Origin of the sequence: Kocuria coralli, assembly GCF_008831305.1 — a bacterium.
Lineage (GTDB): Bacteria > Actinomycetota > Actinomycetes > Actinomycetales > Micrococcaceae > Kocuria > Kocuria coralli.
This window is the reverse complement of the sequence record NZ_ML708619.1, coordinates 94,623-107,084: the sequence shown is the minus strand read 5'-3', so window position 1 is coordinate 107,084 and position 12,462 is coordinate 94,623. Positions and strand designations below refer to the sequence as shown.

Here is a 12,462-nt window from a genome sequence, read left to right as displayed (position 1 = left end):
CCGTACTGAGAACTCAACTCACTGAGAGAGGAAAACACCCCTATGACCTTCAGCCTCGGAATCGTCGGCATCGGCCAGTTCGGCACGCATTTCGCCGAGCTCTTCGCGGCCCATCCCGAGATCGACGCGCTCTACGCCGTCGACCCGGTGCCGGAGCGCATCGATGCCATCGAGCAGCGCGCGGACCACCCCGTACGGTTCGCGGGCCGCTTCGAGACCGTCGAGGAGCTGCTCGAATCCGACGTCGACGCCGTCGCGATCTTCACCCAGCGCTGGACCCATGGCCAGATCGCCTTGCAGGCGCTGCGCGCCGGCAAGCACGTCTACTCCGCGGTGCCGATGGCGATCGAGGAGGACGAGATCCGTGCCATCACCGAAGAGGTCAAGCGCACCGGGCTGGTCTACATGATGGGCGAGACCAGCCAGTACAACGCCGCCGTGGTCCTGGCCCGCCGGATCCACCGGTCCGGGGCCTTCGGTGAGGTCTTCTACGCCGAGGGCGACTACGTCCACGACATGGACCTCGGCTTCTACGACGCCTACCGGTTCTCCGGCGGCGAGGAGTGGAAGTCGACCGCCTCCTACCCGCCGCTGCTCTACCCCACGCATTCGATCGGCGGAGTCCTGGGGGTGCTCGAGAACCGGCACGCCGTGTCGGTCTCGGCCCTCGGCCGGCCCGACACGCGCAACGACGGCGTCTTCGACAAGGAGGTCTCGAAGTTCGGCAACGACGTCTCCAACGCCTTCGCGCTGTTCGAAATGGACAACGGCGGCGCCTTCCGCACCAACGAGCTGCGCCGGGTGGGCTACCCGTCCCACCGCCGCGAGTCGCGGTTCCGCTATTTCGGCGAGACGAGCAGCTTCGAGGAGACGGTGGACGTCACCTACTGGCACGACAAGGAGGAGGTCCTGGATGTGTCCGGCCTGATCCGCACGGGCGCGACCATGAGCCTGGACGATCCGCGCCTGGCGGAGGTCTCGCCGACGCTGCGTGACGCGTTCGTGGCAGGTGCCGCGCCCTCGCATCACCAGGACCGGCTGCCTTCCGAGTTCCAGGGCATGCCCAACGGGCACGAAGGCGCTCACCACTTCCTGGTCGACGACTTCGCCCGCGCCGTCGTGGCCGGGGTGCAGCCCGCGGTCAACGCCTGGCAGGCCGCCCGCTACACGCTGCCCGGCCTGATCGCGCACGAGTCGATGAAGCGCGGCGGCGAGCGCCTGCCGATCTACGATCTCGGGGACTGCCCGCTGCCCGTCCAGGACCTCGATGCCGATCAGCGGGTGCTGGACAAGGCGGGACTGGAGGCGATGATCGCGGGAGCTCTCGAACCGAGACTCTCCTGAATCGTCCTGTCTGAGCCGTCGTCCGCCTGACCGTCGGAGGCCACGACCCGGAAGCTGCGGTAACGCCGCCTCCGGGTCGTGGCCTCCGACGCGTTTACGGCGCGTTTGCGGCCCGGCGTGCACCGGGCCGCTACGGTCCGGACGTGACGCCTAGGCCGGGGAACCCGCCAGGCGCAGCACCCTCGACTCCCAGGGCGCCAGCGTGCCGGCCGTCGTCCCGTGGGTGCCCAGGAGCAGTTCGGCGTCGCCGTGCTCCGGCAGTCCCTCCTCGGGGATCTCCAGCTCTTCCGCGGACCAGTTGGCGAGCACCAGCAGCTGTCCGTCGCCGTGCCCGCGGGTGAAGGCCCACAGGTGCGGGTGCTCCGGGTGGAGGAGACGGAACTCCCCGTCGCGGACCACCGCGGACTCGTGCCGCAGCTGAATGAGCCGGCGGTAGTGGTGGAAGATCGAGTCCGGATCCTCCCGGGCCGCGACCGCGTTGACGGTCTCATAGCCCGGGTTGACCGGCGCCCAGGGGGTGCCCGTGGTGAAGCCGGCGTTCTCGCTCGCGTCCCACTGGACGGGGGTCCGCGCGTGATCCCGGCTCTTGACCAGGAGGGAGTTCAGCACGGTCGCCTCGTCCAGACCACGGCCGATGGCGTCGCGGTAGTAGTTGAGCGATTCGATGTCCAGGTAGTCCTCGACGCCCGCACGGGGAGAGTTCGTCATGCCGAACTCCTCCCCCTGGTAGATGTAGGGCGTGCCCCGGTGCAGGTGCAGCGTGGTGGCCAGGGTCTTCGCCGAGGCGACCCGGTATTCCGGCCTGTCATCGCCGAACCGGGAGACCGCCCTGGGCTGGTCGTGGTTGTTCCAGTAGAGGGAGTTCCAGCCCTTCTCGGCCAGTCCCTCCTGCCAGGCCGCCAGGTTGGCCTTGAGGACCGGCAGGGGAAGCGGGGCCAGATCCCATTTGCTGCCGCCGGGTGCGATGTCCAGGTCGACGTGCTCGAAGGTGAAAACCATGTTCAGCTCTCGTCGTGCCGGGTCGGTGACCCTCACGGCGAGGTCGATGCCGGCACCCGGCATCTCGCCGACCGTGATCAGGTTCTGCTCGCTCAGGCCCACCTCGCGGTTCATCTCGGCCAGGAACTCGTCGAGCCGCGGGCCGTCGCCGATGGCCTCGAAGGACACCTGGGGTCCGTCCAGGGGCGCCTGGCCGGTGAGCGCCTCGGGCTTCGAGATCAGGTTGATCACGTCCATCCGGAAGCCGTCGACGCCGCGGTCCACCCACCAGCGCATCATCTCGTACACGGCCCGGCGGACCTCCGGGTTCTCCCAGTTGAGGTCCGGCTGCTGCGGCCCGAAGACCCCGAGGTAGTACTGCCCGCTGCGGGGATCGAAGGTCCAGGCCTTCGGGGCGAAGGCCGCCGGGCTGTCGTCGGGCTCGGCGCCCTCTTCTCCGCCCACGGTCCCCGGACGCGGATCACGCCAGAAGTACCAGTCGCGCCGGGGCGATGCCGGGTCGCGGGACTCGAGGAACCACGGGTGCTCGTCCGAGGTGTGATTGACGACGAGGTCCATGACCAGCTTGATGCCGCGAGCGTGGGCGGCCTCGATCAGATCGTCGAGGTCCTCGAGGCTGCCGAACATCGGGTCGATGTCCTGGTAGTCGCTGATGTCGTACCCGTTGTCGCGCTGGGGCGAGCGGTACACGGGCGAGAGCCAGACGACGTCGACGCCCAGCTCCACGAGGTGGTCCAGGCGGTCGATGATGCCGCGGATGTCCCCCACGCCGTCGCCGTCGGAATCGGCGAAGGTCCTGGGATAGATCTGGTAGACGACGGCGGACTTCCACCAGTCGTGCTCCCGGTGCACCGTGGGGTTCATGGACTCTCTTCCTCCTTCACGCGCCCTCGTCGCGGCGGGGCACCTCACCAGTTCCAGTATTTATTGAAGCACAAAATAAAACTAGCCGGCACGCCTTCTACGGAGCTTCGCCCATCGCATAGGCCCGCACCAGATCGACCGCGCACTGGATGGCGCCCAGCCTGACGGCGTCGGCCCCCAGCTCGGAGGCCCTGACCTCGAGCCACGGGGCGTACATGTGCTCGGCGATGCGCTCGCGGGCCGCCCGACTCACGCCGTGCAGTGCCGGGGCGATGCCTCCCGACACGATGATCCGGTCGAGATCCAGCGGCCCGGCCAGCGTCACGCACACCCGGGCCAGGACATCGGCGAGGCGACCGACGATCGCCTCGGCGACGGCATCACCCCGCTCGGCGGCCTCGAAGACGTCCTGGGCGCGAACCTCACCGGATGCCGTCACCCGGATCGACGTGCTGTCCCCGCGCCGGATCGCCTCCTCGGCGAGCCGCCGGGCGCGTACGGCCAGGCCGTCCTCGGAACCCACGCCGTCGACCAGCCGCAGTACGCGCATCTCCCCGGCGCCGCGGCGCGGCTGGCGGAGGAGTTCGCCGTTGAGCACCAGCCCCGCACCGAATCGCTCCCCCGCGATCAGGGCCGCGAGGGAGACCTCCCGGGCGGCGGGGTCCCCGTGCAGCTCGGCCAGGGCGGCCAGGTTGGCGTCGTTCTCGACGAGGCACTCCCAGCCGCGGTCGTCGGCGAGCGACCTCAGGTCCGGGTTCATGAGCGGCCAGAAGTCGTCCTGGCCCGCAGGCGAGCGCCCCTCGGAGTCGACGGGGGCCGGCACGCCGATCACCAGCGCCCCCACCCGGGGGGAGGCGACCCCCGCCTGCTCCAGTGCATCGTCGATGGCCCGGAGGATCTCGGCACGGCGCTCCTGACCGCCGACCTCGTCATGACCGAATCCGCGGACGGCCTGCGACAGCTCCCGGCCCCTCAGGTCGGCCACGCCCGCGGTGACCCGATGCGCCCCCGAGTCGACGCCGACGACGTAGCAGGCCCCCTCCCGGAAGGCGTACCTCAAGGCGGGCCGACCCTTCGCCGCCACCCCACCCTCCCCCGCGCCCTGCACGGGCTCCAGCCACCCCTGGCCGGCGAGCTCCTTGCACAGGGCCAGCACCGTGGAGCGCGTCAGCCCGGTCGCCTCCATCAGCTCCGAGGCGGTGGCGGGACTGCCCTGCCACATGTGATCCAGGACCCTCCGGGCGTTCATCCTGCGCAAGTACTGCGGAGAGCTGGAGACGCTCTGCATCCGCTGCGTGTCCATACAACTCCTCGGGCTCCTCGTGACGTCAGATCGCTGCCCAATTATTGCCCACCTTAGATTTAAGGCCTATATTTAACCGTGCGCAGAGCCGATGGTGTGGTCACGTGGTCCGCCAGACTTCCCGTCCGTCTCCGACCAGCAACCACCCGACCGAAAGGACAGCATGACTGCCGAAGCAACGCTCGACACCTCCCAGCACGTTCCCCGCCACCAGGCGGATGCGCAGTGGTGGCGCCAGGCGGCCGTGTACCAGATCTACCCCCGGTCCTTCGCCGACTCCGACGGCAACGGCATCGGCGATCTCCAAGGGGTCGTCACCCGGGTCCCCTACCTGAAGGCCCTCGGGATCGACGCCGTCTGGCTGAGCCCCTTCTACCCATCGGCCCTGGCCGACGGCGGCTACGATGTCGACGACTACTGCGACGTCGACCCCAAGATCGGGACCCTGGAGGACTTCGACGCGATGGCCGCGGCCCTCAAGTCCGCGGGGATCAAGCTGATCGTGGACATCGTGCCCAATCACACCTCGGACCAGCACGAGTGGTTCAAGGAGGCGCTGGCCTCCCCGAAGGGCTCTCCCGCACGGGATCGCTACATCTTCCGGGACGGGCTCGGGCCCGACGGCGCGCAGCCGCCCTCGGACTGGACCTCGACCTTCGGCGGCCCCGCCTGGGAGCCCGTGGGCGACGGTCAGTGGTACCACCACTTCTTCGCCACCGAGCAGCCGGACCTCAACTGGCGCAATCCGGAGGTCCGCGAGGGCTTCCTGAACATCCTCCGGTTCTGGTCCGATCGCGGCGTGGACGGCTTCCGCGTGGACGTGGCCCATGGCCTGAGCAAGGACCTTCCCGAGGACCTGCCCAGCCAGGCTGAGCTGAATGCGATCCCCATCGACGGCAACCACCCGATGTGGGACCGCGACGACGTCCACGAGATCTACGCCGAGTGGCGGCAGGTCTTCAACGAGTACGAGCCGCCGCGGATCGCCGTCGCCGAGGCCTGGGTCGCCTCTGATCGCCGTCCCGCCTATGCGAGCCCCGAGGGCCTGGGCCAGGCCTTCAACTTCGACCTGCTGAACGCGCGCTTCGACGCCGGGCAGTTCGAGGAGATCGTGAAGTTCAACCTGGACCTGGCCGCCAAGTCCGGCTCGTCGAGCACCTGGGTGCTGTCCAACCACGATGTCGTGCGTCACGCCTCTCGTTACGGCCTGCCGCCTGAGCCCTCCCAGCAGGACGGAGGGAAGGCCCTGCGTGCCGTCGACACGGATTCGGATGAGAAGACCGGTACGTTCTGGCTGCTCAACCGGGGGCAGGAGCCTCAGCTCCAGGCCGAGCAGGGCCTGCGGCGGGCACGGGCGGCGACCCTGTTCGAACTGGCCCTCCCCGGCAGCGCATACCTCTACCAGGGAGAGGAGCTGGGACTGCACGAGGTAGCGGACATCGAGGACGAGCACCGCCAGGATCCGCTGTTCTTCCGCAGCCCCGGTGAGCGGATGGGGCGCGATGGATGCCGCGTCCCGCTGCCCTGGAGCAGTGAGGGCGAGTCCCTGGGCTTCGGCGGAGCCGCCCACATCCCCCAGCCGGAATGGTTCGCGGAATACTCCGTGGAGCAGCAGGAGACCGACCCGGCCTCGACCCTGTCGCTCTACCGCCGGGCCCTGGCCCTGCGCGGTCGGCTGCAGACGGAGGAGCACCTGGAATGGCTGGAGACCGGCGACCCACAGGTGCTGGCCTTCCGCCGTCCCAACGGCTGGACGAACGTCACCAACTTCGGCGAGCAGCCGGTCGAGCTGCCCGAGTCGCTGCGCGGCGAGGTGCTCATCAGCAGCGCCGAGCGGAACGGCGAGGAGCTGCCGGGCGAGACCACGGTCTGGCTGAAGATCTGACGAGGACCGGGCCCAGGGCCGGAAGACGGCACTGGGCCCGATCCCGCTTCAGGGCGACCTGAGCACCGGTAGCATTTCGGTCGTACTGGCCGGGGTGATCATCTCCATGATTCCCGCGTTCCCGGTCTTCATCTTCGGACAGCGCGGCTGAGGGAAGGCCTGACCGCAGGACGTGGCACGTGAACCAGGCCGCCCTCCGTCACCCACGACCTTCTGGAGATGCCTGTGAACGATCGCAGTTTCCCCATCGCCCACCCCCGGCCCGCCCGCGGCTGGGTCAACGACCCCAACGGCCTCCTGCTGCATGAGGGACGCTGGCACCTCTACTTCCAGCACAATCTCGAAAGCGCGGAGCACCACCGGATCGTGTGGGGGCACCTGAGCTCGGCGGACCTCGCGCACTGGCGCGAGGAGCCCGTGGCCCTGGAGCCCCAGGACGGCGGGGATGACGAGTTCGGCTGCTGGTCCGGGGTGAGCACCCTCGACGACGACGGCCACCCCGCGTTCGTGTACTCGGGCGTCCTGGATCCGGAAGGGCGGTCGACCGCGCTCGTGGTGCACCGCGATCCGGAGACCCTCGGCTACACGGGGGCACGGATCCCCGCGGCCCGCATGCCGGAGGACCCGGAGGTCATCGCGATGCGCGATCCCTTCGTATTCACTTTCGCCGGCAGACGGTGGGTGATCCAGGGCGCGGGGCTGGCCAACGGCAGCGGAGCGCTCCTGCTCTTCGACGCCACCGACCTGGACTCCTGGAGCTACGAGGGACGGCTGCTGGACGCCAAGGACCCCGCCCTGGACGGAGCCCTGCACGCCTCGATCTGGGAATGCCCGCAACTCGTGCCGGCGGATGACGGCGAGAGCTGGATCCTCCTGATCTCCCGGTGGATCCTCCGTCCGGACGGAGGAGCGGACCTCTTGGACACCGTCTGGGCTGTGGGCACCCTGGAAGAACGGTCCGCCGAAGGACGGCCGCCCCTGGCGTTCGTCCCGAACACGAGCGGACGGCTCGACGCCGGGGACAGCTTCTACGCGCCGCAGGCCCTGGCTCTGCCGGGACGGAACCTGCTCTGGGGCTGGGCGAGGGAATCGCGCCCCCAGGAGGAAGCCGACCAGGCGGGGTGGAGCGGCGTGCTGACCTGGCCCCGCGAGGTGTCCGTTCGCGACGGCCGGGTGCACACCGAGCCCGCCCGGGAATGCTCGCAGCTGCGAACCGGCGAAGTCGCCGTTCCGTCGTCCCGGTGGACCGAGCTCCCCGACGCCACGGACATCGAGGCCGCGGCCTCGCACATGGTCGTCGCCCTGGCCGAAGGCGACCGGCGACGGGTCGTGTGGGAGGGAACCGCCGACAGGGTGGTGATAGACGCCTCGCTGCTGGAGGTCTTCCCGGCCACGGGGATGCCCGTGACACTGCGGGCCTACCCGGCGGACGGCGAGCGCTGGACCGTCTTCTCGGATGGAGACGTCAGGGCGTGGGAGCTGGGCCCGTCGATGCCCTGACGATCAAGGGGCGCGGCCCGCCACGACATCCTGCGACATCCATCACATCATTTTCCGGGTAACATGAGTTCCAGCTCACATTCGTGCGTAGAATCGTCTCCGTTGTGTTCATTTGTGTTCAATCGCAGAACACCATCTTTCCAACGGATCGTCCGGCACGTACCTGCCGGGAAAGAAAGTGAGAAATCGCCATGGCTACTGTTACCTATGACCGCGTGACGTGTCAGTACCCCGGGGCCTCGAGCCCGTCCGTCTCCAGCCTGGACCTCGAGATCGCCGACGGCGAGTTCCTGGTTCTCGTGGGCCCCTCCGGCTGCGGCAAGTCCACGACCCTGCGCATGCTGGCAGGCCTCGAACAGGTCACCGACGGGGCCATCCGCATCGGCGACCGGGATGTCACCGACGTCGACCCCCGCGATCGCGACATCGCCATGGTGTTCCAGAACTACGCCCTGTACCCGCACATGACCGTTGCCGACAACATGGGCTTCGCCCTGAAGATCGCCAAGGTCCCCGCAGCCGAGCGTCGTCGTCAGGTCGAAGAGGCCGCCAAGATCCTGGATCTGACCGAGTACCTGGACCGCAAGCCGAAGGCTCTCTCCGGCGGTCAGCGCCAGCGCGTGGCCATGGGCCGTGCCATCGTGCGCTCCCCGCAGGTGTTCCTCATGGACGAGCCCCTGTCCAACCTGGACGCCAAGCTGCGCGTGCAGACCCGCACGCAGATCGCCTCCCTGACCCGCGAGCTGGGTGTCACGACCGTCTACGTGACCCACGACCAGACCGAGGCCATGACCATGGGCGACCGGGTGGCCGTGCTCAAGGACGGTCTGCTCATGCAGGTGGACACCCCCGCCGAGCTGTACGACCGGCCGGCCAACGAGTTCGTCGCGGGGTTCATCGGCTCGCCCGCCATGAACCTGTTCCGCGCCGCACCCGACTCCAGCGGCGTCCTGCAGCTGGGCTCGAGCCGGATCCAGCTCACGGACGAGCAGCGCGCCAAGATCACCGGCGATGAGGTCACCATCGGGATCCGTCCCGAGGACCTCAAGGTGAGCGCCGACGGCGAGGGCCTCCCGATCGTCGTCGACGTCGTCGAGGAACTCGGCGCCGACGCCTACCTGTACGGATCGCTGGCCCCCGTGACGGTGGCCAACAAGATCGTCACCACCCACTCCTCCGCGGCCGCCGCAGAGCCCTCCGAGGCCGACGCCCCGATGGACACCATCGTGGTGCGCACCGGCGGCCGCAGCCGGGTCGAGTCCGGTCAGACCGTGTGGGCGGCGCCGAACCCGGACCGCATCCACCTGTTCGACACGAAGTCGGGGGCCCGCCTGCCCGATCGGGCGTGATAGCCGCCTGAGACTCACGAACGGTCGGTTTGCTCGCCCATCAGCGGTGATGGGCGAGCAAACCGACCGTTCGTCGTTGTCGAGGCTGCGAACTGACTTCTCGTCGTTCCAGGACCGGTACCAGGACCGGCTCAGACCCAGGAACCCAGGATCCAGAAGCCGCACAGGGAGATGACGACCAGGAAGGCCACCAGCCATAGACCTGCGGGCACGCCGGTGCCCTGGGCGAGCAGCGTCGCGTCCGAAATCGAGGCACGACGACGTCGTGAGCCCGCCAGATGCTGCCTGGTCAGATTCACCCAGGCCCGGAAGGCTCCGATCCACAGCGCCGCCCCGACCGCGAGCATGAGCCACCGGCCGGGGGCCACGTCGAACCAGTACAGGGCGAGCAGGAGGGCTGCGGCCGTCGTCGTCATGAACCACGACAGCCAGCCGCGCATCACGACGAGCGAGACGAGCAGGACCAGTGCGCTGACCACGGCGGCCAGGGGCCAGAACCCGGCGCCGACGGCAGCGGTCCACGCCGCACCGACCACGGCCGGGAACGGATAGCCCCAGAAGGTCGACCACATGGCCGAGGCGCCGCGGCCCATCGAATGGGTCACCCCGGAATGATCCGCCTCGATCCGGATGGTCATGATGCGGCGGCCCGTCACGAGCCCCGCGAGCGCGTGGCCCAGCTCGTGGACCACCGTGACCACCAGGCCGAACCAGCGCCAGGTGGCCCGGGGAATGCTGATCGCGATCGCGCCGAGCGCGCAGAGGACGAGCACCCAGGTATCGGCCGGAGGAACGGGCCGGGCCGTGAAGAGGTCGCCGACGGCCTGCGCGAAACTCACGCGGTAGCCGCCTGCGGGTGGCCGCGCCACGTCATGGGCACGTGGTCGACGCCCTCCTCCAGGAAGTCCGGGCCGGTGCGCTCGAAACCGAACTTCTCGTACCAGCGCTCCAGGTAGGCCTGGGCATGGATCTCCACCGGCCGCCCCGCGTCCGCGGCCCGGTCCAGCGCGACGCGCATGAGCCTGTCCGAGTACCCACGACGACGATGCGCGGCGTGCGTGGCCACCCGCCCGATCCGGATCACGGGGCCGTCCAGGAGGAGCCGGAGCACGGAGACCACGGCGCCGTCCGCCTCGAGCCAGATGTGCTCGGTCGTCTCGGCCCGGTCCAGGTCGTCGATCTCCTCGCACACGATGCCCTGCTCGGCCACGAAGACGGATACCCGCAACTGCAGGGCGCGCTGCATCTGCACGGCGGTCATGTTCTGGGGGGTGAGGACGAAAACCTGGGGATCAGTCATGGACCCGATCCTAGAGGCGCGGCCTGGGCGGCGCCCCTCCGCCCCCTGAGGCACGGCTGCGCACCGGGGGCCGTCGGGCCAGGACCGGCCAGGGCTGGGCAAGACGGGAGAGGGTGCGGCCCGGTCTGGCAAGCTCGCGGCATGTGCGGACGCAAGCGTTGAGTCAGCCCATGAGCTGGACCACACTGGAAGGCATGAACAACCTCGAGATCCGTGAAGAGTCCACCGACACCCGGCTGAAGGTCACCACCACCGTCCCCGCACCGGTCGAGGACGTGTGGGACCTGCTCCGGCGACCGTCCAGCCACGCCGAGATCGACGGCTCGGGCATGATCCGGGCCGCCGTCGGCCAGGAGCCGATCGAATACGTGGATCAGATGTTCGTCATGGAGATGCTCTGGACGGATGGGACCACCCGGTACCGCACGGACAACTACGTCACGCGTTACGACCCCGAGCGCTGCATCGAGTGGCTCGTGGCCGACGAGGGCCAGGACCCGGCGGGATGGAAGTGGGGCTGGCTGCTGCAGACCGCCCCGGACAACAGCACCCGCGTGACCAACTACTGCGACTGGACCGAGGTCACCGATCAGGAGGTGCTCGACCAGAAGGGGTTCCCGCTGGTCGACGCCTCGAAGGTGCAGGCCACCCTGCGCAATCTCGCGAACGCGCTGAGCTGACGGCCGGTGGCCTGTCGTAGCGCCACTACGCACTGCCGATCCGTACCGCTGATCCGTACCGCCACGGAGGAAGGGCCCCGCCATGATCATCGGCGTCCCCGCTGAGACCAAGAACCACGAAGACCGCGTCGCCATCACCCCCGCGGGAGCGCATCAGCTGGCGCGGCACGGGCACGACGTCGTCGTGCAGGAGGGCGCGGGGAAAGGCTCCCGGATCCCCGACGACGAATACGTGGCGGCCGGTGCGCGCATCGGCACGGCCGGCGACGCGTGGGGTGCGGAACTGGTGCTCAAGGTCAAGGAACCCACCCCCGCCGAATACGGGTACCTGCGCCCGGGCCAGGTGCTCTTCACCTATCTCCACCTGGCCGCCTCCGAGGAGCTCACGAAGGCCCTCGTCGAGGCCGGGACCACGGCCATCGCCTATGAGAACGTCGCCACCGACGACGGCGCCCTGCCCCTCCTGGCCCCCATGTCCGAGGTGGCGGGACGGATGGCCGCCCTGGTGGGGACGCACCTGCTGCTGTCCACCAGCGGCGGGCGCGGGATCCTGATGCCGGGCATCCCCGGGGTCAGGCCGGCCGTGGCCACCGTGATCGGCGCCGGGACGGCCGGCAGCAACGCGCTGAGCCAGCTGGTCGGGCTGGGCGCGGACGTCACCGTCCTGGACCTCTCGGTCGACGCCCTGCGCCGGGTGGACGAGCAGTACGGCAGCCGGGTGCGCACGGTGGTCTCCAGCCCGCTGGAGATCGAGCGCTGCGTCCTGCGGTCGGACCTGGTGATCGGGGCTGTCCTGGTACCGGGCCACCGGGCCCCCAAGGTGGTCGAGCGCGCCACCGTGGAGAAGATGATGGAGGGCTCGGTCCTCGTGGACATCGCCGTCGACCAGGGTGGCTGCTTCGAGGGGAGCCGGGCCACCTCGCATGACGACCCGACGTTCACGGTCGGTCCCGCGACGTTCTACTGCGTGGCCAACATGCCCGGCGCGGTGCCCGTGACCTCGACGGCCGGGCTCACGAACGCGACACTGCCCTATGCCGCGCAGCTGGCCGACGCGGGCTGGCAGAAGGCCTGCCAGGACAACAAGGCGCTGGGCAGGGGCGTGCTGGTCTCCGGCGGGGCGATCCGCCATCCGGCCATCGCCTCGGAGTTCCCGGACCTTCTCGCCAGCCCCGCCGGGGGCTCGGATACCCGGTGAGGGGACGCTCCACCGCGCTGGCTGCGCGGGCCCGGCACCG

The 12,462-nt window shown here is 69.5% G+C and carries 10 protein-coding genes and 1 pseudogene; 7 read left to right on the top strand and 4 right to left on the bottom strand.

Annotated elements, in window-relative coordinates:
• Positions 1-42: 42 nt before the first annotated feature.
• Positions 43-1,344, top strand: coding sequence for a Gfo/Idh/MocA family protein (locus tag FCK90_RS09835; protein WP_158034131.1), 1,302 nt, complete (start codon positions 43-45; stop codon positions 1,342-1,344).
• 150 nt (positions 1,345-1,494) lie between these two features.
• Here the strand turns inward: FCK90_RS09835 and FCK90_RS09830 are convergent, their stop codons facing one another.
• Together FCK90_RS09830 and FCK90_RS09825 are read right to left on the bottom strand one after the other, a co-directional pair.
• Positions 1,495-3,207 (bottom strand): glycoside hydrolase family 13 protein, encoded by a 1,713-nt coding sequence (locus tag FCK90_RS09830; protein WP_158034130.1) that lies wholly within the window; start codon positions 3,205-3,207, stop codon positions 1,495-1,497.
• A 97-nt stretch (positions 3,208-3,304) separates the two neighbouring features.
• The gene (locus FCK90_RS09825; RefSeq protein WP_158034129.1) at positions 3,305-4,510 is read right to left on the bottom strand and encodes an ROK family transcriptional regulator; all 1,206 of its coding nucleotides are present in this window, start codon (positions 4,508-4,510) and stop codon (positions 3,305-3,307) included.
• A 163-nt stretch (positions 4,511-4,673) separates the two neighbouring features.
• On the opposite strand from FCK90_RS09825, the gene FCK90_RS09820 reads away from it, so the two are divergent.
• The 4 genes and pseudogenes from FCK90_RS09820 (at position 4,674) to FCK90_RS09805 (ending at position 9,244) form a co-directional block, all read left to right on the top strand.
• Positions 4,674-6,395, top strand: a complete 1,722-nt coding sequence (locus FCK90_RS09820; RefSeq protein ID WP_158034128.1) for a glycoside hydrolase family 13 protein — start codon at positions 4,674-4,676, stop codon at positions 6,393-6,395.
• A gap of 31 nt (positions 6,396-6,426) precedes the next feature.
• A pseudogene (locus FCK90_RS15735) lies at positions 6,427-6,578 on the top strand (carbohydrate ABC transporter permease); the annotation flags it as partial.
• Between the two features lie 42 nt (positions 6,579-6,620).
• Positions 6,621-7,895, top strand: coding sequence for a glycoside hydrolase family 32 protein (locus FCK90_RS09810; protein WP_181954275.1), 1,275 nt, complete (start codon positions 6,621-6,623; stop codon positions 7,893-7,895).
• Positions 7,896-8,086: 191 nt separating this feature from the next.
• Positions 8,087-9,244 (top strand): ABC transporter ATP-binding protein, encoded by a 1,158-nt coding sequence (locus FCK90_RS09805; RefSeq protein ID WP_158034126.1) that lies wholly within the window; start codon positions 8,087-8,089, stop codon positions 9,242-9,244.
• A 131-nt stretch (positions 9,245-9,375) separates the two neighbouring features.
• Here FCK90_RS09805 and FCK90_RS09800 read toward each other — a convergent pair whose 3' ends face one another.
• Both FCK90_RS09800 and FCK90_RS15400 read right to left on the bottom strand, forming a co-directional pair.
• Complete coding sequence (locus tag FCK90_RS09800) at positions 9,376-10,083, bottom strand: M50 family metallopeptidase (protein WP_181954274.1); 708 nt, start codon at positions 10,081-10,083, stop codon at positions 9,376-9,378.
• Positions 10,080-10,544 carry a GNAT family N-acetyltransferase gene (locus tag FCK90_RS15400; protein WP_246180125.1) on the bottom strand — a complete coding sequence of 155 codons (465 nt, stop codon included), beginning with the start codon at positions 10,542-10,544 and terminating at the stop codon, positions 10,080-10,082. The genes FCK90_RS09800 and FCK90_RS15400 overlap by 4 nt, the downstream gene beginning before the upstream one ends.
• A gap of 194 nt (positions 10,545-10,738) precedes the next feature.
• On the opposite strand from FCK90_RS15400, the gene FCK90_RS09795 reads away from it, so the two are divergent.
• On the top strand, positions 10,739-11,224 hold the full coding sequence (locus tag FCK90_RS09795) for an SRPBCC family protein (RefSeq protein WP_158034124.1): 486 nt from the start codon (positions 10,739-10,741) through the stop codon (positions 11,222-11,224).
• Between the two features lie 82 nt (positions 11,225-11,306).
• Positions 11,307-12,422, top strand: coding sequence for an alanine dehydrogenase (ald, locus tag FCK90_RS09790; protein WP_158034123.1), 1,116 nt, complete (start codon positions 11,307-11,309; stop codon positions 12,420-12,422).
• Positions 12,423-12,462 lie beyond the last annotated feature (40 nt).

Bases quoted from the DNA above. Each gene is read 5' to 3' on its own strand.
- FCK90_RS09835 (WP_158034131.1), top strand. From the start codon at position 43: ATGACCTTCAGCCTCGGAATCGTCGGCATCGGCCAGTTCGGCACGCAT.
- FCK90_RS09830 (WP_158034130.1), bottom strand. From the start codon at position 3,207: ATGAACCCCACGGTGCACCGGGAGCACGACTGGTGGAAGTCCGCCGTC.
- FCK90_RS09825 (WP_158034129.1), bottom strand. From the start codon at position 4,510: ATGGACACGCAGCGGATGCAGAGCGTCTCCAGCTCTCCGCAGTACTTG.
- FCK90_RS09820 (WP_158034128.1), top strand. From the start codon at position 4,674: ATGACTGCCGAAGCAACGCTCGACACCTCCCAGCACGTTCCCCGCCAC.
- FCK90_RS09805 (WP_158034126.1), top strand. From the start codon at position 8,087: ATGGCTACTGTTACCTATGACCGCGTGACGTGTCAGTACCCCGGGGCC.
- FCK90_RS15400 (WP_246180125.1), bottom strand. From the start codon at position 10,544: ATGACTGATCCCCAGGTTTTCGTCCTCACCCCCCAGAACATGACCGCC.
- FCK90_RS09795 (WP_158034124.1), top strand. From the start codon at position 10,739: ATGAACAACCTCGAGATCCGTGAAGAGTCCACCGACACCCGGCTGAAG.
- ald (WP_158034123.1), top strand. From the start codon at position 11,307: ATGATCATCGGCGTCCCCGCTGAGACCAAGAACCACGAAGACCGCGTC.